The sequence below is a fragment of the Streptomyces sp. NBC_01450 genome (genome assembly GCF_036227505.1).
Taxonomy (GTDB): Bacteria; Actinomycetota; Actinomycetes; order Streptomycetales; family Streptomycetaceae; genus Streptomyces.
Window position 1 is genome coordinate 943,524 of sequence record NZ_CP109480.1, and the last position, 25,040, is coordinate 968,563.

General features: G+C 70.0%; 21 protein-coding genes. 6 read left to right on the forward strand and 15 right to left on the reverse strand.

Annotation, left to right across the window (positions count from 1 at the left end):
- Positions 1 to 16 precede the first annotated feature (16 nt).
- From OG568_RS04345 to OG568_RS04355, 3 genes are read right to left on the reverse strand one after another with little or no spacing between them, the layout of a single operon-like run.
- Positions 17 to 1,669 carry an AMP-binding protein gene (locus OG568_RS04345; protein WP_329530349.1) on the reverse strand — a complete coding sequence of 551 codons (1,653 nt, stop codon included), beginning with the start codon at positions 1,667 to 1,669 and terminating at the stop codon, positions 17 to 19.
- Positions 1,670 to 1,703: 34 nt separating this feature from the next.
- On the reverse strand, positions 1,704 to 2,852 hold the full coding sequence (locus OG568_RS04350; RefSeq protein WP_329530350.1) for a thiolase family protein: 1,149 nt from the start codon (positions 2,850 to 2,852) through the stop codon (positions 1,704 to 1,706).
- Between the two features lie 60 nt (positions 2,853 to 2,912).
- Positions 2,913 to 4,004, reverse strand: a complete 1,092-nt coding sequence (locus OG568_RS04355; protein WP_329530351.1) for a CaiB/BaiF CoA transferase family protein — start codon at positions 4,002 to 4,004, stop codon at positions 2,913 to 2,915.
- 75 nt (positions 4,005 to 4,079) lie between these two features.
- Here OG568_RS04355 and OG568_RS04360 point away from each other — a divergent pair, with 75 nt between their 5' ends.
- A complete protein-coding gene (locus OG568_RS04360; RefSeq protein ID WP_329530352.1) occupies positions 4,080 to 5,249 on the forward strand; it encodes an acyl-CoA dehydrogenase family protein in 1,170 nt (389 codons plus the stop codon).
- Positions 5,250 to 5,291: 42 nt separating this feature from the next.
- Here the strand turns inward: OG568_RS04360 and OG568_RS04365 are convergent, their stop codons facing one another.
- The 5 genes from OG568_RS04365 to OG568_RS04385 form a co-directional block, all read right to left on the reverse strand.
- Positions 5,292 to 6,233, reverse strand: a complete 942-nt coding sequence (locus OG568_RS04365; protein WP_329530353.1) for an SDR family NAD(P)-dependent oxidoreductase — start codon at positions 6,231 to 6,233, stop codon at positions 5,292 to 5,294.
- A gap of 83 nt (positions 6,234 to 6,316) precedes the next feature.
- The gene (locus OG568_RS04370) at positions 6,317 to 6,511 is read right to left on the reverse strand and encodes a ferredoxin (RefSeq protein ID WP_329530354.1); all 195 of its coding nucleotides are present in this window, start codon (positions 6,509 to 6,511) and stop codon (positions 6,317 to 6,319) included.
- A gap of 19 nt (positions 6,512 to 6,530) precedes the next feature.
- Positions 6,531 to 7,718 (reverse strand): NAD(P)/FAD-dependent oxidoreductase, encoded by a 1,188-nt coding sequence (locus OG568_RS04375; RefSeq protein WP_329530355.1) that lies wholly within the window; start codon positions 7,716 to 7,718, stop codon positions 6,531 to 6,533.
- A gap of 117 nt (positions 7,719 to 7,835) precedes the next feature.
- Entirely contained in the window at positions 7,836 to 8,576 is a 741-nt protein-coding gene (locus OG568_RS04380; RefSeq protein ID WP_329530356.1) for an SDR family NAD(P)-dependent oxidoreductase, read from the reverse strand.
- Positions 8,577 to 8,689: 113 nt separating this feature from the next.
- Positions 8,690 to 9,082, reverse strand: coding sequence for a carboxymuconolactone decarboxylase family protein (locus tag OG568_RS04385; RefSeq protein WP_329530357.1), 393 nt, complete (start codon positions 9,080 to 9,082; stop codon positions 8,690 to 8,692).
- Between the two features lie 288 nt (positions 9,083 to 9,370).
- Between OG568_RS04385 and OG568_RS04390 the strand changes: the two genes are divergently transcribed.
- Positions 9,371 to 11,032, forward strand: a complete 1,662-nt coding sequence (locus OG568_RS04390; protein ID WP_329530358.1) for a flavin-containing monooxygenase — start codon at positions 9,371 to 9,373, stop codon at positions 11,030 to 11,032.
- Positions 11,033 to 11,176: 144 nt separating this feature from the next.
- Here the strand turns inward: OG568_RS04390 and OG568_RS04395 are convergent, their stop codons facing one another.
- The 6 genes from OG568_RS04395 to OG568_RS04420 all read right to left on the reverse strand — a co-directional run bounded on the left by OG568_RS04395 (position 11,177) and on the right by OG568_RS04420 (position 18,251).
- Positions 11,177 to 12,205 (reverse strand): hypothetical protein, encoded by a 1,029-nt coding sequence (locus OG568_RS04395; RefSeq protein WP_329530359.1) that lies wholly within the window; start codon positions 12,203 to 12,205, stop codon positions 11,177 to 11,179.
- Positions 12,206 to 12,350: 145 nt separating this feature from the next.
- Positions 12,351 to 13,049, reverse strand: a complete 699-nt coding sequence (locus OG568_RS04400; RefSeq protein ID WP_329530360.1) for a TetR/AcrR family transcriptional regulator — start codon at positions 13,047 to 13,049, stop codon at positions 12,351 to 12,353.
- Between the two features lie 86 nt (positions 13,050 to 13,135).
- Entirely contained in the window at positions 13,136 to 15,133 is a 1,998-nt protein-coding gene (locus tag OG568_RS04405; protein ID WP_329530361.1) for an alpha-ketoacid dehydrogenase subunit alpha/beta, read from the reverse strand.
- 79 nt (positions 15,134 to 15,212) lie between these two features.
- On the reverse strand, positions 15,213 to 16,367 hold the full coding sequence (locus tag OG568_RS04410) for an acyl-CoA dehydrogenase family protein (protein WP_329530362.1): 1,155 nt from the start codon (positions 16,365 to 16,367) through the stop codon (positions 15,213 to 15,215).
- A 1-nt stretch (position 16,368) separates the two neighbouring features.
- Positions 16,369 to 17,427 carry an alcohol dehydrogenase catalytic domain-containing protein gene (locus tag OG568_RS04415; RefSeq protein ID WP_329530363.1) on the reverse strand — a complete coding sequence of 353 codons (1,059 nt, stop codon included), beginning with the start codon at positions 17,425 to 17,427 and terminating at the stop codon, positions 16,369 to 16,371.
- Positions 17,424 to 18,251, reverse strand: coding sequence for an enoyl-CoA hydratase/isomerase family protein (locus OG568_RS04420; protein ID WP_329530364.1), 828 nt, complete (start codon positions 18,249 to 18,251; stop codon positions 17,424 to 17,426). The genes OG568_RS04415 and OG568_RS04420 overlap by 4 nt, the downstream gene beginning before the upstream one ends.
- Before the next feature lie 167 nt (positions 18,252 to 18,418).
- On the opposite strand from OG568_RS04420, the gene OG568_RS04425 reads away from it, so the two are divergent.
- From OG568_RS04425 to OG568_RS04440, 4 genes are all read left to right on the forward strand, one after another.
- The gene (locus OG568_RS04425) at positions 18,419 to 19,960 is read left to right on the forward strand and encodes an acyl-CoA synthetase (protein ID WP_329530365.1); all 1,542 of its coding nucleotides are present in this window, start codon (positions 18,419 to 18,421) and stop codon (positions 19,958 to 19,960) included.
- On the forward strand, positions 19,957 to 20,727 hold the full coding sequence (locus OG568_RS04430) for an SDR family NAD(P)-dependent oxidoreductase (RefSeq protein ID WP_329530366.1): 771 nt from the start codon (positions 19,957 to 19,959) through the stop codon (positions 20,725 to 20,727). The genes OG568_RS04425 and OG568_RS04430 overlap by 4 nt, the downstream gene beginning before the upstream one ends.
- Positions 20,728 to 21,366: 639 nt before the next feature.
- Complete coding sequence (locus tag OG568_RS04435; RefSeq protein ID WP_329530367.1) at positions 21,367 to 22,824, forward strand: MFS transporter; 1,458 nt, start codon at positions 21,367 to 21,369, stop codon at positions 22,822 to 22,824.
- 347 nt (positions 22,825 to 23,171) lie between these two features.
- A complete protein-coding gene (locus OG568_RS04440) occupies positions 23,172 to 24,128 on the forward strand; it encodes a redoxin family protein (protein WP_329530368.1) in 957 nt (318 codons plus the stop codon).
- Between the two features lie 149 nt (positions 24,129 to 24,277).
- Here the strand turns inward: OG568_RS04440 and OG568_RS04445 are convergent, their stop codons facing one another.
- Complete coding sequence (locus tag OG568_RS04445; RefSeq protein WP_329530369.1) at positions 24,278 to 25,033, reverse strand: helix-turn-helix transcriptional regulator; 756 nt, start codon at positions 25,031 to 25,033, stop codon at positions 24,278 to 24,280.
- Positions 25,034 to 25,040: the final 7 nt, after the last annotated feature.

The following is a 25,040-nucleotide window of genomic DNA, read 5'->3' on the forward strand; positions in this document are numbered from 1 at the left end:
CACGGGGTACGGGCGGTCAGGCACGGGCCTCCTCGGCGGACTGCTCCGTGGCCCCCGCCCCCCGCAGCCGGTCGCGCAGCTCGAACTTGCGGACCTTCCCCGACGGGGCCCGCGGGAGATCGGGGACGACCACGATGCGCTCGGGCGCCTTCTGCGGTGCCACCCGGTGCCGGGCGAACAGCTCGCGCACCTCCTCGACGTCGAGTGTGCCGCTGTCGAGGACCACGAAGGCGGCCACCCGCTCGCCGTACCGCGGGTCGGGTTCGGCGACCACGGCCGCGTGCCGGACCCGTGGATGGGTGGTGAGGATGTCCTCGACCTCCTTGGAGGCGATGTTCTCCCCGCCTCGGATGATGATGTCCTTGATGCGGTCGGTGATGGTCAGGTGGCCGTCCTCGTCGAGCCGTCCCACGTCGCCAGTGCGGAACCAGCCGCCGGGCAGGAACGCCGAAGCGTCGTACGCGCGATTGCGGTAGCCGACGAACTGGCTGGGGCCGCGGGTCACGACCTCACCCGACTCCCCCACCGGCAGCGGACGCCATGTGTCGTCGACGATCCGCACCTCGTCGCCGAAGCGCACCAGGCCGTCCGTCATGGACCGCTGGCGCGCCGAGGCGTCCAGTGGTGAGGTCGCGCACCGCGGGTGCTCGGTGCTGCCGTAGGCGCGGGCCACGACGATGCCCGCGTCGTCGGCCCTGGCGACCAGCGCGGGCGGGACGTTGGCGGCACCGATCTGCACGAACCGCAGGCTGGAGATGTCACGGCCGTGCTCCTTCGCGGCCTTCAGCAGAGCCTCCACGTGCAGGGGTGTGCCGCTGGTGATGGTGCACCGGAACTCCTCGACGAGTTCGACGGCTCGGCGTTCGTTCCAGCGGTCCATGTGCACCGTGTCGGTGCCCCCGACGATCCCGCTGCACGCGGCCAGCAGCCCCGCGACATGGCCGGAGGGCCAGGGGATGAGGCGGGTGTCGTCGGGTCCGGCCTCGTTCATCAGGTCGCCCTTGCGCAGCTCGTGCAGCAGGGTGTTGTGGGTGTGCTGCACACCCTTGGGTGTACCGGTCGTCCCCGAGGTGTAGATCACCGCGCACACGTCGTCGGCGGCCACATCCACGGGCGCCGGCGCCTCCGCCGCCTCGGCGAGCAGGGCGCCCCAGGGGACCGCGTCCGGTGCCACGCGGTCACCGATCACGACGACGTGTTCGAGGGCGGGCCCCGCGTCGAGGCGGGCCAGGCGGTCGACGAAGTCGATGGAGCGCCATGCGTCGGGCACGACGAGCACCTTCGCCCGGGCGTCGCGCAGGATGACACCGACCTCGGCGGAGTCGTAGATGTGGGTGACGGGCAGGACGACCGCGCCGGCCAGCCAGGTCCCGAAGTACGACACCACCAGCTCCAGCCGGTTGGGGACCTGTACGGCGACCACGTCGCCGGGCCGCACCCCGAGCCGGCGCAGCCCGGCCGCCGCTCGCCTGCCCAGTGCGAGCATGTCCGCCAGGGTGACCGTGGTCGTCTCCGCCTCCGAGGCGAACACGAACCGCGTCCCGGGCACCCGCCGGCCGGCGTCCTCCAGGGCATCGGCCATGGTGCGCGAGGAGTAGTGGCCCTCCCGGTACCAGCGCTCCCGCAGCGCGGCCAGGTCCTGCCGCCGCTGCTCGGGTGTCACGCTCACTGCCGCCTCCTCCGGTGTCCGCGTCGCGGTCATGTCAGTCGGCCAGTTCGAAGACGGTGGCGTTGGCGGTGCCGCCGCCCTCGCACATGGTCTGGAGGCCGAACCGGATGCCGTGGCAGCGCATGTGGTGCAGCAGCCGGGTGGCGAGGATCGCACCGGACGCACCGAGCGGATGTCCCACCGCGATGGCCCCGCCGAGCGGGTTGACCCGGTTCGGATCGGCCTTCACCTCGCTCTGCCAGGCGAGCGGTACCGGCGCGAAGGCCTCGTTGACCTCGAAGGCACCGATGTCCCCGATCGACAGGCCGGCCCGCTCCAGCACCTTGTGGGTGGCGGGGATGGGCGCCGTCAGCATCATCACCGGGTCGTCCCCGACGACCGCGCCCGCGCAGATCGTCGCCAGCGGGCGCAGTCCGTGACGGCGGGCCAGCTCGGCCGTCGTGATGAGCAGCGCGGCGGCCCCGTCGGAGATCTGGGAGGCGTTGCCCGCGTGGATGACCCCGTCCTCCTGGAACGACGGCTTGAGGTTCGCCAGGGTCTCGGGTGACGTGCCCCGGCGCAGTCCCTCGTCCTGCTTCAGATCCGGTGCCGCGGGCACGGTGACCAGTTGCTCGTCGAATACCTCCGCGTCGATGGCGGCGGCGGCCAGCGTGTGCGAACGCGAGGCGTACTCGTCGAGCCGGTACCGGTCCAGTCCCCACTTGCGGGCGATCATCTCGGCCCCGGTGCCCTGTTCCAGCCGGTCGGTCCGGTAGCGGTCCAGCACGGTCCGCCCGTAGGGCAGACCGGTCTGCCGGGCGGCTCCGAGCGGCACGCGCGACATGGACTCGACGCCCCCCGCGATCACCCAGTCGTAGGCGCCCGCGACGACGGCGTGCACCGCCGACTCGATGGCCTGCTGGCTGGAGCCGCAGGCCCGGTTGAAGGTGACGCCCGGAATGCTCTCGGGCCAGCCGGCCGCGAGGGTCGTGAACCGGGCGATGTTGCTGGACTGGTCGCCCAGCTGCGTGACGCACCCCCACATCACGTCGTCGATGTACTCCGGCGGGACCTCGTTGCGCTCCACGAGCGCGCGCAGGACCACCGCCGAGAGGTCGACGGGGTGCACCTCGCTGAGCGCCCCGTCGCGCTTCCCGATGGGAGTGCGCACCGCGTCCACGATCACTGCCTGACGTGCCGTCATCTCTCCTCGCTCCCACATCGCAGGTTCCGTGTGTCGACCCGGTCGGGCTCGCGGGGCCGGTCAGGGCGCCGGGCCGCTCCCGGGCTCGTCCGCCCGCCACCGCGCGAGCGTGTCCTCCACCGACGACGCCGACGGCACACGAGCGAACCGCCGGCCGCCCAGCGTCGGCCGCCATCCCGTCCGGCCGCCCGACGCGGGCACCAGCGCGTGTCTGGCGCGCAGGTGCGGATGGCCGGCGGCCTCCGCCAGATTCAGCACGGGGCTCAGACAGGCGTCCGTCTTCTCGGCCGCCGCCGCCCATTCGTCCCGGGTGCGCCGCCGTACGGCCCGCGCGATCTCCCGGCGCAGCTCGGGCCAGTTGCGCGGGTCCTCGCGGGTGTCGGTCCAGGTGGGGTCGAGGTCCAACAGCTCCACCAGTGCCGCGAAGAACGGCGCCTCCAGGGCTCCGATCGCGACGTGCCCGCCGTCGGCGCACGGGTAGACGTCGTAGTAAGGCGCCCCGGTGTCCAGCCGGTTGGTGCCGGCGACATCCGACCATGTGCCCCTGGACCGGTACTCGTGCAGCATGGTCGTGAGGTAGGTCGTTCCGTCCACGATGGCCACGTCCAGCACCTGCCCCGCACCCGTGCGGTCGCGTTCGTGGAGCGCGGCCAGGACGGACATCACCAGATACATGCCCCCCGCGCCGAAGTCCCCCAGCAGGTTGGCGGTCGGGACGGGTACCTCGCCGCGCCGGGCGGCATGGTGCAAGGCGCCTGTGATCGCTATGTAGTTGATGTCGTGCCCCGCCGTCGGTGCCAGCGGGCCGTGCTGTCCCCAGCCGGTCATGCGCGCGTAGACCAGCCGTGGGTTGGCCTTTCGCACCTCCTCCGGCCCGAGTCCCAGCCGCTCCATGACGCCGGGGCGGAAGCCCTCGATCAGGACGTCGCACCGCTCGGCGAGCCGCAGCGCCTCCTGGCGGCCCTCGGTCGACTTGACGTCGAGTTCGACGACGGGCCGGTTCTCCACCAGCGCGGGCCGGGCGGTGCGCGGCCTGGTGACGGCCAGTACGTCGGCCCCCAGATCGGCGAGCAGCATGCCCGCGAACGGTCCGGGCCCCAGGCCCAGGAACTCCAGGACCCGCACGTCGCCGAGGGGTGGAACCGCTGACATCGGTCCTCCTATGATGACTCCCGCGCCATAGGGTATATCAGTTAACGATTTTAGATAATAACCTGGGAGCGGACCATGCCGTACAGCTTCTTCGAGGACGACCACACCGCCTTCCGCCGGACCGTGCGCAGCCTGGTCGAGCGCTCGGTGACGCCGCATCTGGAGGAGTGGGAGGAGGCGCGCCTCATCGACCGCTCCGTCTGGAAGGCGGCCGCCGCCGCGGGAGTGCTGGGGCTGCGCATACCCGAGCGGTTCGGCGGTGCGGGCGCCGACGACTACCGTTTCCGGTGCGTGATCCAGGAGGAGCTGGCCGAGGTCGGGGCGGCCGCCCTGGCGTCCGGTTTCTCGATCAACGAGGACATCGTGGCCTCGTACCTGGTCAGGTTCGGGACCGACGAGCAGCGGGAGAGGTGGCTGCCCGGCATGGCGGCGGGCGAGGTGGTCGCCTCGATCGCCATGACCGAGCCGGGCGGCGGCAGCGATCTGCGCGGGATACGCACAACCGCGCGGCGCGAGGGGACGGAGTGGGTCCTCAACGGCACCAAGACGTTCATCACCAGCGGTTCCAGCTCCGACCTGGTGATCGTGGCCGCTCGCACCGGGGAGGCGGCCGGCCGCTCCCGGCTCTCCCTGTTCCTCGTACCGTCCACAGCCCAGGGATTCCAGCGAGGGCGCAGGCTCAGGAAGTTGGGCCTGCACGCCCAGGACACCGCGGAGCTGTACTTCGACGACCTGCGACTGCCCCCGGAGGCCCTGCTGGGCGAGGAGGGGGCGGGCTTCGGCCAGCTCACCGCCCAACTCCCCCTGGAGCGGCTCTCGATCGCCTGGCGCGCGGTGGTGGCGGCGGAGGCGGCCGTGCGCTGGACGGTGGCGTACACACGGGAGCGCCAGGTGTTCGGGCGGCGGCTCGTCGACTTCCAGAACACCCGGTTCCGGCTGGCCGAGCTGACCACCGAGGTCGAGGTGACCCGCGGCTATCTGGAGCGCTGCATCCTCGACCTCAACGAGGGGACACTCGACGCGGTGACCGGGGCCAAGGCCAAATGGTGGGCCACGGAACTCCAGAACCGGGTGGTCGCCGCCTGCCTCCAACTTCACGGCGGTTACGGCTACATGGACGAGTACCGGATCTCACGGGCGTACGCCGACGCACGGGTGCAGACACTCGTCGGCGGCACGACCGAGATCATGAAGGAGATCATCGGCCGTGACCTGGCCGGACCGAAGCCCGGCGGGGACGCCTGAGCGGATGCCCCGGCCCGCGTCCGCCGCCGGTCGGGCAGGCGTCTACGAGGACGCGCCGCCCGGCTTCTCGCTGAACTGGTGCCCGAGGAAGGCGCCGGTCCACGCCATCAGGTCCCCGGGCACGTAGTAGTCCTTCTCGTCGTTGATCACGTCCCAGTTCTTCACGACGTCCTCGATGGTGGCCGGACCGTCCTCGTGCACATAGCCGGGCGTGGATCCGATGAAGAAGCGCGCGAAGCGGCCGGCGCCCGCCGCGTAGATCTCGCCGTTGACCGGGCAGGCCTCGTGCGCGAGATAGGCGACGATCGGCGACACCGCCTCCGAGGGCATGCCCGCCTGCTGGGCGGCGGCCTCGGCCGCGGCCTCGTCCTGGATGCCGCCCATGCGGGTCAGAGCGGCCGGGGCGACCACGTTCACCTTGATGCCGTGCGGTTCGCCGGCCAGCCGCGCGCTGCGGGCCAGACCGACCACGCCGCCCTTGGCCGCCGCGTACGACAGGTTGTTGTCAAGGCCGAACAGACCGGCCGACGTCGTCAGCACGACGCGGCCGTACCCCTGCTCGACGAAGTGCGGCCAAGCGGCCTTCATGGTGTTGAACGAACCGATCAGGTGAACGGCGAGATGGCGTTCGAGGTTGTCGAGGTCGACCTCGGGCAGACCGGCCCACCTGATGATGCCGGCGTTGTTGACGACGATGTCGATACGGCCGAAGGCGTCCAGCGCGGAGTCGATGATCGCCTTGCCGCCCGCCTCGGTGGAGACGTCGTTGGTGTCGGTGACGGCCTGGCCGCCGGCCGCGACGATCGAGTCGGCCACCTGCTGCGCCGGACCGGCGTCGGTCCCCTCGCCCTCCATCGATCCGCCGAGGTCGTTGACGACGACCTTCGCTCCGCGTTCGGCCAGCAGACGGGCATGGGCACGCCCGATACCCCGCCCCGCGCCGGTGACGACGGCCACGCGTCCTTCGAAGCTGAACTCACTCATGGGTGACTCCTGTCGTACTGCGCTGTCCCACCGTGCCTGCCTTCCGTCCGGGTCTCCCGGGGCCTCCGGGCCGCCACGGCCGGCTACTCCTCTATGCGGATGGCGAGTGCGGGGCACACCGCAGCCGCGTTACGGACGTCGTCCGCCAGCTCCGCCGACGGGTTCTCGTTCAGGAGAACGACGATGCCGTCCTCTTCACGCTGGTCGAAGACGTCCGGGGAAGCGTTCACGCACTGTCCGGCGGCGACGCACTTCTCCTCGTCGATGAGAACCTTCATGAAACCTCTCCCATTCGTTTCAGGGGGTGGGGACCGGGGTGTGCAGGGCGTCGACGACCTCCTGGCGGTGCAGGCGCGTCTGCTTGGGCATGTTCCAGCCCAGCACCCCGGTCACCGCGCTCTCGCTGGAGTACCGGACGACGAACCGGCGGGCCGCCACATCGCCTTCGACGACCTCGACGTCGGCGTCCGCGGGCAGCAGCCCGTGGACCTGGAGCTTCGCCTCGAACTGGTCGGTCCAGAAGTAGGGCACGGGCGCATACGGCCGGTCCTCGCCGAGAACGACGCCAGCGACGGCCGCGGCCTGCTCCGTGGCGTTCGTACGGTTCTCCAGGCGCATCAGGCGGCCATAGCCCTCATGGTGGAACCGGGCCACGTCACCGACCGCGTAGATCCCGTCCGCCGCACGGCAGCGGGAGTCGCACACGACGCCGTTGTCCAGGGTCAGACCGCTGTCCGCCAGCCACTCGGTCGCCGGCGACGCCCCGATGGCGACCACGACCACGTCCGCCGCCAGGGTCTCCCCCGTACTCAGTTCGACCCCGGTGACCCGCCCGTCCCGGCCGCTCAGTCCCGCGACCCCGGCCCCCAACCGCAGGCGTACGCCGTGCTCCTGATGGAGTTCCGCCAGCAGCCCGGCCACCATCGGACCCACTTGCAGGGCCATCGGCGCGGACAGCGGACCGGTGAGGGTGACGTCCAGCTCCAACTTGCGCGCGGTGGCCGCGATCTCCGATCCGAGCACGCCCTCACCGACCACGACGAGCCGCCCGCCGGGGCGCAGCTCCGCCTTCAGGGCGAGTGCGTCGTCGAGCCCCCGCAGCACGTACACGCCTGCGAGACCCGCCTGACCGGGCAGGGTACGAGGCCGGACGCCGGTGGCGAGGACGACCGCGTCCGCGGACAGTTCCCGTCCGGATGCGGTGCGCACCGTCCGGGCCTCCGGGTCCAGCGCGACCGCCTCCTCACCGAGTACGAAGTCGGCGTCGAGGCCGGAGAGGATCTCCTCCGTGCGCAGCGTCGCGCGCTGCGGTTCCCACGCGCCGGAGAGGACCTGCTTGGACAGGGGTGGCCGGTCGTACGGCGCGTGCGGCTCGTCGCCGATCACGGCGATCTCGCCGGTGTATCCCTTGCGTCGCAGCGACTCCACCGTGGTGAGTCCGGACGCCGACGCGCCCACCACCAGGATCCGTCCGGGGGCGGTCATGCGCTCACCCCGGCGGCCTGGACACCGTGCTCGATCCTCATGGCTGACTCCGATGTTGCTTCATACGTTCCCTCAAAATAGACCAGTCGGTCTAAAGAATAAAGAGACAGGCGGATGTCACGCGAGATAGCGTCCGCCGTTGGTACTGAGGGTCTGCCCCGTGACGTATCCGGCTTCTTCGGAGGCCAGATAGGCGACCGCGTAGGCGACGTCCTCGGGCCGACCGGCCCGCTTCATCGGCATCGTCCGCGCGACCGCGTCCACGTCGATCGGCCCTTGGCGCACCAGGGGGGTGTCGACGAAGCCCGGGGGGACGTGGTTGACGGTGATGCCCTTGTCCGCGAACTCGATGGCCAGCGCCCGGGTGAGGCCGATGACCCCACCCTTGGAGGCCGCGTAGTGCGCCATGGCCGGCGCACCGGTCTGCGCGGACGAGGACGAGATGTTGATGACGCGTCCCCAGCCCGCCTCCAGCATGTCGGGCACCAGTTCCCTGGTGACCAGGAACGGCCCCTTGAGATTGATGCCGATCATGCGCTCCCAGGCGTCCTCGGTGATGTCGACGAACGGCTGGTAGGCCGTTATCCCCGCGTTGTTGACGAGGACAGTGACGGGCCCCAACTCCGCCCGGGTCCGGCCCGCCGCCGCGGTCACGGCGGTGACCTCGGCCGCATCCCCTCCCACGGCGATCGCTGTTCCGCCCGCCTCCTGGATCGCGGCGACGGTCTTCTCGGCCCCGCCGAGATCCAGATCCCACACCGCGACCTTCGCACCCTGTGCCGCCAGCACCGTGGCAACCGCCTGGCCGATACCACGGGCGCCGCCGGTGACGACGGCGACCTTTCCCTGCAATGACATGCCTCTGCTCCTCGCTCGCGTGACACCGCGCGACAGGCCCCCGACGACCCCGCCGAACGGCCAGCTGTGCACCCCGTGCATTCGTCCGGCGCCCCGTTGAGCGCCGTCCCCCGTCAATCGGGGAGTGCCTCCCGTGCGGCGTTCCGGGCCGCCGTCGCGGCGGGGAAACCCGCGTAACCACTGGCGTGGTAGATGACTTCGGCGATCTCGTCCCGGGTCAGACCGTTGGTGACACCGATCCGGAAGTGGGTCCGCAGTTCGGTCTCCGCGCCCAGCGCGATGAGGATTCCCAGGGTGACCAGGCTGCGGTCACGCGGGCCGAGCCCCTCACGGGCCCACAGGGATCCCCACACGCTGGTCAGGCCGATCTCGACCAGTTCCTCACCGAGACGCCCGTCCCGCAGGTCGATATCCCCGTCGGGGAACACGCCGGGCAGTGCGTCTCGCATGGCCTTGAGCCCGGCACCGCGCAGGTCGGTCGGCTCTTCGACATTCTCGGCCGTCATGGGCGACTCCTGTTGACATGACACTGTGTTCTCCCCCCGGCCTGAAAGTTAGTCCAATCGGTCGGTATAATCAACGACCAGGACAGGGATCACCTGTCGCCGCCGCGAAAGAGTTCGCGGCAGACATTCAGAGGGTCGACCACCGCCCCGCAGGCATCTCCCCACGGCACGGCCATTGATCGAGTCAGGGCCCTGCCCTACTCTCACCTCAATCTTCGATCGACCGGTCGAATTATCAAACTCGGGCTCACGCGGGCGGAGCAGCCCCCTGTGCACTGTGGAGGGCAGATGAGCAAGACGACGAAGACGGCGACCGTGGCACCCGGAGGTCAGGCCGATCCGGCCGACCTGCTGGACGTCGTGATCATCGGCGCGGGCGTCACCGGCATCTACCAGCTGTACCGGGCTCGCGAGGCGGGCCTCTCGGCGAAGCTGCTGGAGGCCGGCAGCGGCGTCGGCGGTGTGTGGTACTGGAACCGCTATCCCGAGGCACGCTTCGACTCGGAGAGCTACACCTACGGCTACCTCTTCTCCAAGGAGCTGTGGGAGGAGTGGGAGTGGTCGGAGCAGTACGCCGGGCAGCCGGAGATCGAGCGGTACTTCAACTACGTGGTCGACCGGTTCGACCTGCGGCGCGACATCGCCGTCAAGACCAAGGTGAGCTCGGCCGTCTTCGACGAGTCGTCCGGCACCTGGACGGTGACGGCGGAGAACGGCACCACGGTCCGGACGCGTTTCCTCGTCGCGGCCACCGGGAACCTCTCGGTCCCCTTCATCCCCGGCATCGCGGGCCGGGAGGAATTCAAGGGCGAGCAGCACCACACCAGTCGCTGGCCCAAGAAGCCGATCGACTTCACCGGCAAGCGGGTGGCGCTCATCGGGACCGGCTCCAGCGGCGTCCAGATCGTGCCGGCCATCGCCGACGAGGTGACCTCCCTGACCGTCTTCCAGATGAAGGCGGACTGGGTCACACCGCTCAACAACAGGCCGATCACGGCCGAGGAGCAGGCCGGGCTCAAAGCGGACTACGAGCGGATCCGGGACACCCTCGACACCTCTCCCAGCGGGTTCCTGCACGCCATGAACCCGGTCATGGGCGCGGACGTCAGCCCCGAGGAGCGCCAGGAGTTCTACGAGAAGGTCTGGAACAGCCCCGGCTTCACGAAGCTGACCGAGCACTACCGCGACATGACGTTCAATCCCACGGTGAACGCCGAGTGGTGCGACTTCATGGCCGGCAAGATCCGCGGCATCGTGAAGGACCCCGGTACGGCGGAGAAGCTGATCCCCACCGACGGCGGCTACGGTGCCCGGCGCCCTCCGTTCGGCACCGGCTACTTCGAGGCGTACAACAAGCCGGCCGTCTCGCTCGTCTCCCTGCCCGAGGAACCCATCGTCCGGTTCACCGAGACGGGCATCGAGACCTCGACGGGCCTGCGTGAGTTCGACATCGTCATCTGGGGCACGGGCTACGACTTCGGTACCGGTGCGCTCAACCGCCTGGGGGTGCGTGGCAGGCAGGGGCTGGCGCTGGAGGAGCACTGGGCGAACGGCCCGCGCACCTACCTGGGGATCGCCGCGGCCGGGTTCCCCAACTTCTTCTTCCCCGGCGGCCCGCACGGCGCACTCGGCAACAACCCGCGCTACGCCGGCGACCAGGTGGACTTCGCGCACGAGGCCCTGCTGCACGCGTACAAGGAGGGCTACGACGTGATCGAGGTCAAGGCCGCCGCGGAGCAGGAGTGGACCGACCTCATGAACAACAGCGACAACATGTCGATCTTCCAGAAGGCCAGCTACTTCTACGGGGCCAACATCCCCGGCAAGGCCGTCAGCCAGTTGCTCAACCCCACCGGACGGTGGAAGCTCCAGGAGCTGATCCAGAAGGTCCGGGAGAACGACTTCAACACCTTCGCCCTGTCGAGGGCGGGCAGCTCGGCCGACGCGTGACACCTGCGCTCCGCCACGACCACGCCGGTGTCCCGGGATACGGATCCTGGGGCACCGGCGTGCGCGTGCGTACGACCATGCGGGTCCGTCGGCCGGATCCCGCCGCTCATGCCACGGTGCGCGCGGCAACGCGAAGGTCCCGCATCAGGCCGCCCGTCCGGCTCGGGAGAAGATGAACGCCCCGTACGCGTCGCCCACGGTCTCGCCTGCCAGCCCTCCCAGAGGCGATCCCGGCAACGGTCGCGGCCGCCACGGGAACGGCGCCCCGGTCATCAGGTCCGTCCACTCCTCCTCGGCCGCGAGCCCCACCTCGACGACGTCCCGCCCGTGCTCACGGGCCCGCACGAGAGCACCGGTGATGAAGTCCACCTGATCGCCGGGGTGACGAGGGTTGTCGGGGACGCAGTGCGGGCCGCCGGGGAAGAAGAAGTTCGGGAATCCCGCGGTCATGACACCGAGATAGCTCCGTGGGCCGTCCGCCCAGTAGCCCGCCAGCCTGAGGCCGTCCCGGCCGCGCACCCCGAGCCGCTTCAGCGTGCCGCCGCTGAACGCGTCATCGCCGGCCACGATGAGACCCCCCGCGCACACACCGGTGTCGCTGAACGCGGACGAGCGGTTCTCCGGGACGTGCGGGGCGGACAGCTCCTGGCGGGCGACCCGGTGACCCCGCCCGGCGTCCCGCCCTTTGCGGTGTCCGGCCCCGGCCTGCTGACGGCCGCCCGTACAGAGACGGCCGGGTGCCGGGAGAGCCCCGGTGGCGGCGACCAGGAAGCGTGCCCGGTACTCGACGGCGTCACCGGTCAGCACCGACCAGGTCCCGGTCGGGTCGTCGTAGACCGCCGAACCCACGGTGGCGCCCAACCGGATGTGCGGGCGCAGGTCCTGACGGTCGACCAGATGGTTGAGATAGCCCTTGATGACCGGTTGCCCGGCGCCTTCCTCGGGCCGCTCCCACGCGCCTCCCAGCTCCGCGGAGAAGAGGTGTCCGCGGACACTGCTCTCCGCCTCGAAACGTGCCTCGAAGGAGTTGTTCCAGTACCAGATCCCGCCGACGCCGAGGCCCGCCTCGAGCAGTACCGCGGAAAAGCCCTCGGCCCGGGCGCGATAGAGCTGGTAGAGGCCTGTGGTGCCGGCACCCACGATCAGCACGTCGGCCTCGGTTCGCCAGTCCACTCAACATCCCTCCTCGTGCTGAGCGGTCGCCCACCGCCAAGCAGGACAAGAGGTTATACCGATCGGTCGGTGAATTAAATCTCCGTCACACTATCGGCGCGCGCAGAGGTAGGCAATGTCCGGAACACGGGTGACGGGCCCCGTGTCACGCCTTGCCGGAGGAACGCGGAATCGGCACGGGAGCGGCGGTCTCCCGCTTGGCGAGGAAGTCGCTCACATGGTCCTCGATGTCGTCGAACCGGCGGCCGGGACCGGCGAATCCGGCAAAGAGCGTCGCGCAGTACTCCCGGGACAGGCGCCGGGCGTCCCACTCACTCCCCGGCTTGATCCACTGGTAGGTGTGGTTGTGCATGTTCAGGAACTGCAGGGTGGCCAGCCTGGGATCGGCCTTGCGGAACGATCCGTCATCCATGGCGGCGACGAGCAACCGCTCGACGACGCCCTCGAATTCGCGGCGCTGGCTCAGCAGGCGGGTGCGGTTGTCCCCGCGCAGGTTCCGGTAGTCGTGTTCGTAGACCCGGACATGGTCCAGCCTGGCCAGGATGTTCTCCAGCAGTGTCTGGGACAGCAGCCGAAGCCGTAGCACCGGATCCTCGTCCAGGGCGGCGATCCGGTGCACGCCGGCGAGCATGGGACGCATCACCCGGTCCTGGATCTCGACGAGCAGATGCTCCTTCGAGCCGATGTAGTAGTAGAGCGCGCCCCTGGCAAGCCCCGCGACATCGCCCACCTCTGCGATACCGGTGGCGGCGTACCCTTTCTCGGCGAACAGCGCGGCCGCCTTGTCGATGATCTCCTGACGCTTGATCTCGTAGCCCGGTCCGTGCCCTGGTGGTCTTGCCATGATTCAGCATTTTAGGGACTGCGAACAGAAAGCCGAGGGACGGGTCGGGCGAGAAAGGGATTTGGATCACCCGGTCCATTCTGGATTCAGACCGCGGCGATACGGCGCAGGGTCGCGGCGATCGTGTCCCGTGAGGGCAGCCACGCACGCTCCAGGGAGGGCGCGTACGGGGCGGGCACCGAGGGCGGCGCCACACGCGTGACCGGTGCGTCCAGATGCCAGAAGCCCTCGTCGACGGCGAGCGCGGCCAGTTCGGCGCCGACACCGAAGTCCCGTACCGCCTCGTGGGCGATCACCAGGCGGTTCGTCTTGGCCAGGGAGGTGAGAACGGTCTGACGGTCGAGCGGGGCCACCGTGCGCAGGTCGACGACCTCGACGCTGACACCCTCGCCGCTGAGCACCTCGGCGGCGGCGAGACAGTCCTGAACCATCCGGGACCAGGAGACGAGCGTGATGTCGGTGCCCTCGCGGACCACCTTCGCCCTGCCCAACGGGATCAGGTGATCCGCCGGAGGCTGTGGTCCCTTGAAACCGTACTGCAGCCGGTTCTCGACGAAGACGACCGGATTGGGGTCCTGGATCGCGGCCCTCAACATCCCGTAGGTGTCAGCGGGGTTGGAAGGCATCACCACGGTCAGTCCGGGGATGTGCGCGAGCAGCGCCTCCAGGCTCTGCGAGTGCTGACTGCCCGAGGAGCGGCCGGCGCCGAACTGGGTGCGGACGACGAGCGGCATGGAAGCACGGCCGCCGGTCATGAAACGCAGCTTCGCCGCCTGGTTGAGCAGCATGTCGAGGCAGACACCGATGAAGTCCATGTACATGATCTCCACGACGGGCTTCATCCCGGCCATGGCGGCACCCACCGCCGTACCGAGGATCGCGCTCTCGCTGATCGGGGTGTCGCGCACCCTGCCGGGGAATGCCTGCGCCAGACCTCGGGTGAGCCCGAAGACGTTGCCGCCGGCTCCGACGTCGATCCCGGCCACGAACACCGCGGGGTCCGCCGCCAGTTCGTGCTCCAGGGCGAGCCGTACGGCGTCCATCGAACGGAAGATCTCCGCCTCGCCCGACAGCGGGGCCGGCTCGGGTACGACGGCACGCGGAGCGGAGACGAAGTCGTGGAGGGTCTCCGGACCGGGCTCGGGCAGGCTCCTCGCCCATTCCACCGCCGCGTCGATCTCCTTGTCGATCTCCTCGTCCACCACGTCGGCCTGGGACGCGTCCACCCCGGCCGCCGCCAGATGCCGACGGGCCACGCGCAGGGGGTCGCGCTCCTTGGCCTCGGCGACCTCTTCCGGGCTGCGGTAGCGCTGCGGGTCACCCTCGTAGTGGCCGTGCCAGCGGTAGGTCTCCGCCTCCACCAGGACCGGGCCGCCGCCATGCCTGATCCGCTCCACCACATCGATCATGATCCCGGCCACCGCGAGGACGTCGTTGCCGTCGACCTGGGCGTAGTCGATCCCGTATCCGGCGGCGCGGGCCGAGAGCGGCGCCCTGTGCTGCTCGGCGGCGGGCGAGAACTCCGAATAGTGGTTGTTCTCGCACAGGAAGACGACCGGCAGGTCCCATACGGCGGCGAGGTTGACCGCCTCGTGGAACATGCCCTGCGCCACCGCGCCGTCCCCGAAGAACGCCACCACCACGTCCCCCGCGTCACGCAGCTTGGCAGCGGTGGCCACTCCGGTGGCGATGGGCAGGCCCGCGCCGACGATGCCGTTCGCGCCGTAGATGCCGAGGCCCGGGTCGGCGATGTGCATGGAGCCGCCGCGGCCGTGGCAGGTGCCCGCCTCCTTGCCCATCAGCTCGGCCATCATCGACGCCGTGTCCAGCCCCTTGGCCAGCACATGACCGTGGCCCCGGTGGGTGGAGGTGATGCCGTCGGTGTCGCGAAGGGGCCAGCAGGCACCGACCGCGCTGGCCTCCTGTCCGATCGACAGATGCAGGAAGCCCGGGATCTCCGTGGCCTTGTACAGGTCCGACGCCCGCTGCTCGAACCGACGGATACGGCTCATCCGCCGGTACATCTCAAGGAGTTGTTCCGCGTGCGTGGATTTCACTCCGGTCTTCTGCGGTGCCACGGTCATGGTGCGTCCTCACTACTCCTGCGTCCCCTTGTGGAGCTGGTGTCCGGCCGCGCGCCGCGGAGCCGGAGCCACCCGGATCTCACGCCCGCTCGACCAGTGCCCTGGCGATGACGTTGCGCTGGATCTCGTTGGTGCCCTCGCCGATCTCGAGGATCTTGGCGTCCGCGTAGAAGCGGGAGATCTCCGACTCCCGCATGTAGCCGTAGCCGCCGTGGATCTGTACCGCCTGAGAGGCAGCGCGATTGGCCACCTCGGAGGCGTACAGCTTCGCCATCGCCGCCTCCGTGGCATGCGGACGCCCCTGATCGGCGAGCCAGGCGGCGCGGTAGACCATGCAGCGGGCGGCCTCGAACTCCGTGCCCAGATCAGCGATCTTGTGGGCCACCGCCTGGAAGGCGGACAGCGGGCGCCCGAACTGCTCGCGCTCCTTGGCGTGCTGGACCGCGAGCGCCAGCGCCGTCTTCGCCAGCGACATGCCCAGCGCAGCCACGCTGATGCGGCCCTTGTCCAGGACGGACAAGAACTGGCGCAGCCCCCCGCCTTCCTCACCGATGAGATGGTCCTCGGGGATGAAGCAGTCGGTGAAGACGAGTTCCCGGGTGTCCATGGCGTGCCAGCCGAGCTTCTTCAGCTTGCGGCCCACGGTGTAACCAGGCGTGTCCGTCGGCACGTAGAAGGTCGCGAACCGCTTGCGCCCCCCGTCGTCACGTCCGGTCACCGCGAGCAGGGTCACGCCCTGGCTGATGTCCGTACCGGCGTTGGTGATGAACATCTTGGTGCCGTTGATCACCCAGCCCCCGTCCGCGCGGCGGGCGGTGGTGGCGATGCCTGCCGCGTCGGAGCCGGCCCCGGGCTCGGTCAGACCGAACGCTCCGATGGCCTCGCCCCGGGCCAGCGGAGCAAGCCAACGGTGCTTCTGCTCCTCCGTCCCGTAGGCGAGCAGCGGCAGGGTGGCGATCGTGGAGTGCGCGTTCCAGGTGGAGGCGACGGACTGGTCGGCGGCGCCCAGTTCCTCCATCACCGCCACGTAGGACACCAGGTCCGATCCGGCGCCGTCGTACTCCTCGGGCACCAGCATGCCCATCAGGCCGAGCTCGCCCAGTTTGGTGAAGATGTGGGTCGGGAACTCCTCGTTCTCGGACCACTCGGCGGCGTGCGGCGTGATCTCACGGGCCGCGAACTCGCGGACCATCTCCTGCAACGCACGCGTCTCTTCCGGCAGGTCGAAATCCATGTCACATCCCCTTGGGAGTCAGCAGAACCTTGAGATGACGGGCCCGGTCCGCGGCCAGGTCCCTGAAGACCCCGATGCCCTGTGCCAGCGAGAACCTGCCGGTGAGCAGAGGCGAGGCGTCCAGACGCCCGGTGCTCATCAGGTCGATGACGCGAGGGATGTCGAAGTTGTAGCCGAGCGTTCCCAGCACGGCCCGCTCGTAGAAGACCAGTTGACCCATGTCGACCTGGACGTTGCCGTGACCGACCCCCGCGAGGACGACCCGGCCGCCGCGCCGGACGGTGGCGACCGCCTGTCCCGCGAGCGCCGCCACACCCGTGGCGTCGATCACCACGTCCGGGCCGATACGGCCGGTGCGCAGGAACACCTCGCGGCGTACGTCCGTCTCACCCGGGTCGAACGCCTCCGTGACACCGCTCTCCAGGAGCCTTTCCCTACGCTCCTTCAGCGGCTCGCTCACATACAGCCCGGCCGCTCCCGCGAGACGGGCGGCGAGCACGACCGCGAAGCCGATCGGCCCGCCGCCGACCACCAGGACGTTGTCGCCCGGTCGCACTCCGGCCCGGGTCACCGCATGCAGTCCGACCGCCAGAGGTTCGGCGAGCGCGGCCATCTCGTCGGTGACGTTGTCGGGCAGGCGCACCAGCCCCGCAAGGGGCACGGTCACGCGTTCGGCGAACGCGCCGGAGGAGGCGAGTCCCACGGAGCCGCTCTTGGGACAGATGTGGTACTCGCCGCGCAGGCACCAGTAGCACACGCCACATCGCCACACGGGATCGGCGGTCACCCGGTCACCGACCTCGATACCGGGCACCTCGGAGCCCAGCGCGAGGACGGTTCCGCTGAACTCGTGCCCCAGCGCCAGGGGCGGCTCCGCTCCGGTGAGGGGGTGCGGGCCCGTGCGGATCATGTGCGGGCCTTCGAGGAACTCATGCAGATCGGTGCCGCACACACCGCACCAGGAGACCTCCACGACCGCTTCGTGCGGCCTTGGTTGCGGTGGGTCGGGTACCTCGTCCAGCCGCAGGTCCCGTGCACCGTGCCAACGCAGTGCCTTCACGCCCTACGTCCCTCCGTGTCGTCGTGGTCCGTCTCGCCGCCATCCCGCCCAGGACCTCCGAACGTCGCCTTTCCCGGGCCGTGTTCGAGGAAGGAGCGCAGTCCGATGGCCGCGTCGGCGGTGCCGAAGACTCCCGCGAACAGGGACCGCTCCAGGGCGAGTCCGGTGGACACGCCGGCGTCGGCGCCGTGGTCCACCGCCTCCTTGATCGCTTCCAGCGCCGCGGCGGGCCCCTCGGCGAGCCGCTTCGCGTACTCGAGGGCGGCGGCGAGCACCTCGTCGGCCGGGACCACCTCGTCCACGAGGCCGATCCGCAGCGCCTCCTCGGCACCCACCCGGCGACCGGTCATCAACAGGTTCTTCGCCCGTGCCGGGCCGAGCAGGCGCGTCAGTCGCTGGGTGCCGCCGGAGCCCGGCATGATGCCGAGCTGCACCTCCGGCTGACCGAGCAGGGCGTCCCGGGCCGCCACGCGGTAGTCCGCGCACAGCGCCAGTTCGAGGCCGCCGCCGAGCGCGTAGCCGGTGATCCCCGCGACGACCGGCATCGGAAGCCGGGCCACCTCGTCGAAGGTCCGTTGCAGGGCCCGGTTCCAGCTCCGTATCTCCTCGGGTCCCATCGCCGCCAGTGCCTGGATGTCGGCACCGGCCGCGAACAGACGCTCACCGCCGTGGAGCACCACGGCCCGCACGTCGCGGGAGTCGGCCAGCTCGCGGGTCACGGCCGCCAGCTCGCGCCGTTGTTCGGAGTCGAAGGCGTTCATCGGTGGGTTCGTCAGCCGGAGGACCACGACCGGCCCGTCGGCCTCCCATCGAATACGTGGCACAGAGACCCTCCTTCCTCGGCGGGAAATCGCTCCGCACGGCGGTTGTCGGTGGCTGCGGAGCGCCGTAAAGTGCGGCTACGGTTTTATAGACCAATGAGTACACGAAAACTTTGTAGTGGGCAACCGACCGGTCGGGACAATGCCGGTCGCCGAACGAGAGAGTCGCCGTGCACAATTTCGCGAGCATCCTCGACTACCACGTGACCCAGCGGCCCGACGCCGTGACCGTCGTACAGGACGAACGGCACCTGACCGTGCGTGAGCTGCATGAACGGGTCAACCAGCTGGCCGCGGGCCTGTCCGAACTCGGCGTGGGCCGGGGTGACATCGTGGGGCTGCTGCTCTACAACCGGCCGGAGTTCCTTGAACTGGTGTACGCCGTCAACCGGATCGGGGCGGTTTTCCTGCCGCTGAACTACCGGCTGTCCGAAGACGAATGGCAGTACATCCTCGACCACGCCCGTGCCAAGGTGATCGTGACCGAGCCGGAGTTCGTCCCGGCCATGGCCCGGATCGACCCAGGGCTGAGCCACCTGGAGCACCGAATCCAGCTCGACGCCGATCCCGACACCCAGCCGCCGTGGACGGGTTACGAGGAGTTGCTGGCCCGCCACAAGGGCGCCCGCGTGGAGCCGGTGGACGTGGTCCCGGGTGACCTGCAGCGTCTGATGTACACCTCCGGCACCACCTCGCGACCCAAAGGCGTGTGCATCACCTACGGGAACGTGCAGGCCAAGAACCTCGCCCACATCGTGCACTTCGGGCTGACCGCGGCGGACACCACGCTGGTCTGCGGTCCGCTCTACCACGTCGGAGGGCTGGACATGCCCGCCCTCGGAGTGCTGTACGCGGGCGGCACGGTCGTCCTGCAACGCAGGTTCGACCCGGAGGGCGTGCTGCGCGCGATCCAGGATCACAAGGTCACGAACGCGTGGCTGGCGCCGGCCATGGTCAACGCCGTCCTGGAGGTCCCGGACCGCGAGACGTACGACACCGCGTCCGTGCGTTTCGTCCTGGGCGGCGGCGAGAAGACCCCCGAGCCGGTGCTGCGGCGGATCATGACCGCCTTCCCCAACGCCTGGTTCGCCGACGCCTACGGCCTGACCGAGACCGTCTCCGGTGACACCTTCCTCGACCGTGAGCACTCCCTGACCAAACTCGGGTCCGTCGGCCGTCCCGTGCCCCACACCCGGATCCGTATCGTCGGCGACTCCGGCGAGGAAGCCCTCGTGGGCGAGCTCGGCGAGATCACCCTGCGCGGCCCGAAGGTCTTCGCCGGCTACTGGCGCGACGAGCGGGCCACCGCCGCCGCACTGAAGGACGGCTGGTTCCACACCGGTGACATCGGGCACGTCGACGAGGACGGCTTCCTCTATATAGACGACCGGAAGAAGGACATGATCGTCTCCGGCGGGGAGAACATCGCCACGCCCGAGGTCGAGCGGGTCCTGTACGAACACCCCGCCGTCCTGGAAGCCGCCGTGGTCGGCCTCACCCACCCCCGCTGGGGTGAAGTCCCCCGCGCCTTCGTCGTCTTCCGGCCGGGTACCGCGGCCGGGCCGGAGGAACTGAGTGAGTTCTGCCGGGCACGCCTGGCCAAGTTCAAGGTGCCCACCCGCTTCGACGTCGTCGACGCGCTCCCCCGCACCCCCTCCGGCAAAGTCCTCAAGCGGACCCTGCGCGACATCCCCGCAGAGGAGCAGGCATGACCGACGTGAACACCCGACTTCGCCTGGACGGCAAGACCGTATGGGTCACCGGTGCCGGAAAGGGCCTTGGGCGCGCCATGGCGGTGGCTCTCCACCAGGCAGGGGCCACCCTGGCCGTGACGGCACGCACGGCCGCCGATCTGGAGCGGCTCTCCGGCGAACTGTCTGCCCAAGGCGGCAAGGTGCTGGCCGTGCCCGCCTCCGTCTCCGACTCGGCCGCCGTGCGGACGGCCGTCGACCGTGTCACCGAGTGGGCGGGCCGACTCGACGTCGTGGTCAACTGCGCAGGTATCAGTCCGCACTTCACCCGCAGCGAGTACGTCACCGACGAGGCCTGGCAGCAGGTCCTCGACGTGAACCTGGCAGGCACCTTCTACTGCTGCCGCGAAGCCGGGAAGGTGATGCTGGAGCAGGGCTCCGGGTCGATCGTCAACGTCTCGTCGGTGCACGCCGGCACCGGTTTCGAGCGGATCGCCGCCTACGCCGCGAGCAAGGGCGGCGTCGAGGCGCTCACCAAGGCGCTCGCCGTCGAGTGGGCCGAACACGGGGTGCGTGTCAACACCCTCGCGCCCGGCTACTTCCGCACCGATCTCAGCTCCGGCCTGCTCGACAGCCGCTGGGGCGAACGGATCGTACGGGGAACTCCCCTGGGCCGGGTCGGCGAAGCCGACGAGTTGGGCGGCGCCGCGGTCTTCCTCGCCTCGGACGCGTCCCGCTTCATGACCGGCACCACGGTCACGGTCGACGGAGGCTGGACGGCCTGGTAGCGGACGCGGTTCCGCAACCGACCCGCGCCTCCACCGCCCCAGCCGCTTTTCCTGACCAAACCATTGATTGTACCGACCGTTGGGTCTATTTTACGGGCAGCCACATCGCTGGTCAGGAGAGACCCGTATGTTCAATGAGGATCATGCGCGCAGCGGTGTCGCCGGCCGCCCTCCCCCGCTGGGCGCCGGCCGCACTCACTCGAGCCCGCACCCGGGCCGTCCAGCCCGGATTCGCCGCAGCACTCGCCCCGAGCGATCCCCGACCAAGGGCCGCACAACGCAACGCGGACATTGAACGGCCCGGCACACCGCGCCGCAGATCCCGCACCACAGCCCTTAGATCCCGCACCACAAGCCTTCGCCGCCGCCCTTCCAGGACCACCGCATCGACCGGCACGGACGGTCTAGGCGGCGACAAGAGCCGCCGAGCCTGGGTCGGCCCCGACCGGTCGATTCCCTCCACCGGTCCGGCCTGACGCGGCAATCAGAACGCCGTTGCCGAACCGCTCCCCTCTCCCGGGCCGCGGTCACTCGGAACGACACCATCCACAGGGATCGATCCTGCTCCCGGCGTCCCCCACGCCGCCCGGAACAATGCGCCGCTCCCTGGACCTCCGCTCACCCACGGAAGGCCCTTCCATGTCCCAGACAGAGATCACGCCACCCCAGACGCCGGAGAGACCCCGCTCGACCCCGCACAACGTGCTCATCGTCGTCGCCCTGTTGTGGGCCGTGCAGCTGGTGTCCCTCGTGGCCGCGCTGTCGGGCGTCACCCAGGCCGCGGTCGCGATCCACTTCCAGACCACCCAGATCGCCTGGTTCACCCTGATGACCCTGCTGAGCGGGACCTTCTTCCTCCCCTTCGTGGTCAAGGGAGCGGCCCTGTTCGGCAAGAAGCGTGCGCTGGTCGTCGCCACCGCACTGGGCCTCGTCGGAGACCTGGTCGCCGCCGTCGCCACCGACTACCGCACGCTGCTGATCGGGCGCGGCATCGCGGGCATCTACGTGGCCGCCACTCCGATCTGCTACGCCATCACCCGTGACGTCTTCCCCCGCCGCTGGGTCGGCCTGGCCAACGGGATCATGGCCGGCGGTGTGGGTCTCGTCGCCTTCGGGGGACCCTTCCTGTCGGGCTGGCTGCTCGACAACCACGGTTTCCGCGGCGTTCTGTGGTTCATGGCGATCAGCACGGCCGTGAGCCTGCTCCTGGTGACGTTCCTCGTCCCGGAGAGCCCCGTCCGCGAGCGCGGCGGCCGGATGGACTGGGCCGGCGGAATCCTCCTCGGCGGCGGCGTCACCCTCCTCGTCTACGCCGTGGGCGAGGGGGCGGACTGGGGCTGGGGCAGCGGCAAGTTCATCGGATTCGTCGTGGGTGCGGTGGTCGCGCTGATCGCCTTCCTGCTCGTCGAACGCCGGGTCGCCGAGCCGCTGTTCCCGCTGGCCATGACACGGCGCCGCACCGTGTGGACGGCGCTGCTCGCCACCTCCGTGGCGGCAGGTTCGCTCAGCGCCGTCGGCGTGGTGATCCAGCTGCTGGTGCTGATGCCGAAGATCCCCCACGTCTCCGACGGCCTGGGCTGGTCCGGGACGCACAACGCCATCGTCACGAGCCCGATCAGCGTCATGATCATCGTGGGTGCCGTGGGGACGGGCATGCTCGCCCGCCGCTGGGACAGCCGCATCCTGCTGGCCATCGGGGCCGCGCTGGCCGTCCTCGGCTACGGCATCGGCACGCAGTACCACCACACCGCCGCCCAGATCATCTCCTGGGGCGTGGTCGCGGGACTCGGCACCGGCATCGTCGTCGCCGTCGTCCCCATCATGATCATCGAAGTGGTCAGCCCGGAGGAACAGGCTCTGGCCAACGGCGCGCAGAACCTCGCTCAGGGGGTGGCGCAGATCATCGTCTCCCAGGTGGCCTATGTGGTGATGGCACAGCACGGAATGATCCTGAAGGGCACCCAGTTCTACCTCGACAAGGGCTTCACCAACGGGATGTGGCTGGTCGTCGGCTGCTGCGCCCTCGGTGGACTGTGCGTCGCCCTGGTCCCGAAGGCCGAACGTCTCCAGGACGCGGAGGTCGGCCAGGCCGCTTGATCCCGCCTCTCGGCGCGATCGCCGGGATGCTCGTCCCGGGACCATGAGGTCGGCACGAGCGGAGGACCTCGACCGTACCGTGGCCTGAACGGGCCCCCGCACCGCTACCCGCGGCGCGGGGGCCCGAACCCATGTCGGCACGGGTACGCCTTGACGGCCACCGGGGTTTGGTGCGGAGCCGCCGCCATGCCCCGGAAGTTTCGTTCCGTTCGGCGGGCATCCACTGCCGGAACCGGCTGCTCGACGCGGTGTTCTCACGGAGGCACTGGGGGCCGGCGGAACCCCTCTCCGCCTCGGCTTGACCTTACCCTCGGGGGCAAGGTTTAGCGTTCTTCGAGGTGAGAGACATGCAGATCAGCGAGTTGGCCCGCCGGGCGGGTGTGACCACGAAGGCGGTGCGCTACTACGAATCGCTGGGCTTGATCACGCCCGAGCGGTTGGCCAACGGCTACCGGGACTACGGCGAGCACGACGTACGACTCACGCAGGAGATCCGGGCGCTCGGCGGTCTCGGAATTCCTGTCGAACGCACCCGCCCGTTCCTGGAGTGCCTCACGGCCGGTCACCGACATGCCGACGAGTGTCCGGCCTCGCTGGCCACCTACCGGGACGCGATCGACGAGCTCACCCAGCGGATCGAGGGGCTCACCGCCCGCCGGACAGTACTCGTCGCACACCTGCAACAGGCCGCCCACCGGGGCGGCCGCCTCTCACCGGTCAACGAAGGAGAGGACCTGATGACGGACTACACCAGTCTGCCCGCCGACCTGCCCGTCCCCGAGGACGACGGCGCAGCCGTCCACCTGCCCGGCACGAAGATGCCGCGCCTGGAACTCTCGGGCACCGGCGGCACGGCCGTCCGCCTCGACGCCCTCGGCGCGGGACGCACCGTGATCTACATCTACCCGCTCACCGGCCGCCCGGGCGTCGACCTGCCCGACGGCTGGGACTCGATCCCCGGCGCGCGCGGCTGCACCCCCGAGACATGCGGCTTCCGCGATCACCACCAAGATCTTCTCGCCGCCGGCGCCGACGGCGTGTTCGGCCTCTCCAGCCAGGAGATCGACTACCAGCGTGAGGTCGTCGAGCGACTACATCTGCCGTTCCAGATGCTCTCCGACCCCGCGCGGAGCCTGGCACAGGAACTCGGCCTGCCCACCTTCGAGACCAGCGGGCTGACGCTCTACAAGCGGTTGACCCTGATCATCCGGGACGGCGTGATCGAGCACGTCTTCTACCCGATCTTCCCCCCGAACGAGCACGCCGCCCAGGTCCTGGCCTGGCTTCGGGAGAACCCCCTGTAAATCGGGGAGGTCCGGCCGGCCGCCGTACGGGACGGCAGCGCCTTCGTCAGCGCGTCTGTCAGTCCCGGCTGTCCCACCAGCCCCGCTGCATCACCGTCTCGCTGTCGCGGAGCAACGACTCGGGGCGCCTGGACGGATCGCTGTGACGGTCAGCCAGTCTGCCGGCGGGGTTGGTGTGTTCCCGGGGTGTGTCCGAAGGCGCGGCGGAAGACGTCGATGAAGGCGCTGGCGGACGACCAGCCGCACAGGTGGGCCACGGTGGTGACCGAGGTGTTCTCGGCCAGCAGGACCAGGGCGCGGTACAGGCGCAGTTGGGTGCGCCACTGCGGGAAGGTCATGCCGAGATCGGCCTTGAAGAGGCGGGAGAGGGTGCGGTCGCTGGCGCCGACTTCCCTGCCGAGGGCCGCCAGGGTGCGGTCGTCGGCAGGGTTGGTACGCAGGATCTCGCAGACAGCCTTGAGCTGAGGGGCGGTCGGGGTGGGCAGATGCAGGGGCTGCTGGGGTGAGGCCCGCAGCTGGTCGAGCAGCACGGCCCGCAGCCGCCCGCATTCGGGACTCTCGTCGTGCGGGGTGTGCGTGAAAGCGAGGATCAGCTCCCGCAGGAGCGGCCCGACCGTCAGGACGGTCGGCTGGTCCAGGTCGAGCGGGTTGTCGTGCGCGGGCAGGCCGACCAGGTGGAGTTCGAGTTCGCCGTGGGCCTGGTGGGCGTGCACGGTGCCGGCCGGTACCCAGATGGCGCGGTTGCCCGGCGCGATCCACGTCCCGGTGCCGGTCGTGACGGCCAGCACGCCCCGGCCCGCGTAGACGATCTGGTGGTCGTCGTGGCGGTGGGCGTCGATGGCGGCTCCGGGCGCCAGCCACTGGGTACGGGTCGGCGCCAGGGGTTCGTGGCGGATTTCTGTCATTGCTTGG

Excerpts from the sequence above, each read along its gene's own strand:
- OG568_RS04350 (WP_329530350.1), bottom strand. The coding sequence starts at position 2,852 with ATGACGGCACGTCAGGCAGTGATCGTGGACGCGGTGCGCACTCCCATC.
- OG568_RS04355 (WP_329530351.1), bottom strand. The coding sequence starts at position 4,004 with ATGTCAGCGGTTCCACCCCTCGGCGACGTGCGGGTCCTGGAGTTCCTG.
- OG568_RS04360 (WP_329530352.1), top strand. The coding sequence starts at position 4,080 with ATGCCGTACAGCTTCTTCGAGGACGACCACACCGCCTTCCGCCGGACC.
- OG568_RS04365 (WP_329530353.1), bottom strand. The coding sequence starts at position 6,233 with ATGAGTGAGTTCAGCTTCGAAGGACGCGTGGCCGTCGTCACCGGCGCG.
- OG568_RS04370 (WP_329530354.1), bottom strand. The coding sequence starts at position 6,511 with ATGAAGGTTCTCATCGACGAGGAGAAGTGCGTCGCCGCCGGACAGTGC.
- OG568_RS04375 (WP_329530355.1), bottom strand. The coding sequence starts at position 7,718 with ATGACCGCCCCCGGACGGATCCTGGTGGTGGGCGCGTCGGCGTCCGGA.
- OG568_RS04380 (WP_329530356.1), bottom strand. The coding sequence starts at position 8,576 with ATGTCATTGCAGGGAAAGGTCGCCGTCGTCACCGGCGGCGCCCGTGGT.
- OG568_RS04385 (WP_329530357.1), bottom strand. The coding sequence starts at position 9,082 with ATGACGGCCGAGAATGTCGAAGAGCCGACCGACCTGCGCGGTGCCGGG.
- OG568_RS04390 (WP_329530358.1), top strand. The coding sequence starts at position 9,371 with ATGAGCAAGACGACGAAGACGGCGACCGTGGCACCCGGAGGTCAGGCC.
- OG568_RS04400 (WP_329530360.1), bottom strand. The coding sequence starts at position 13,049 with ATGGCAAGACCACCAGGGCACGGACCGGGCTACGAGATCAAGCGTCAG.
- OG568_RS04405 (WP_329530361.1), bottom strand. The coding sequence starts at position 15,133 with ATGACCGTGGCACCGCAGAAGACCGGAGTGAAATCCACGCACGCGGAA.
- OG568_RS04410 (WP_329530362.1), bottom strand. The coding sequence starts at position 16,367 with ATGGATTTCGACCTGCCGGAAGAGACGCGTGCGTTGCAGGAGATGGTC.
- OG568_RS04430 (WP_329530366.1), top strand. The coding sequence starts at position 19,957 with ATGACCGACGTGAACACCCGACTTCGCCTGGACGGCAAGACCGTATGG.
- OG568_RS04435 (WP_329530367.1), top strand. The coding sequence starts at position 21,367 with ATGTCCCAGACAGAGATCACGCCACCCCAGACGCCGGAGAGACCCCGC.
- OG568_RS04440 (WP_329530368.1), top strand. The coding sequence starts at position 23,172 with ATGCAGATCAGCGAGTTGGCCCGCCGGGCGGGTGTGACCACGAAGGCG.
- OG568_RS04445 (WP_329530369.1), bottom strand. The coding sequence starts at position 25,033 with ATGACAGAAATCCGCCACGAACCCCTGGCGCCGACCCGTACCCAGTGG.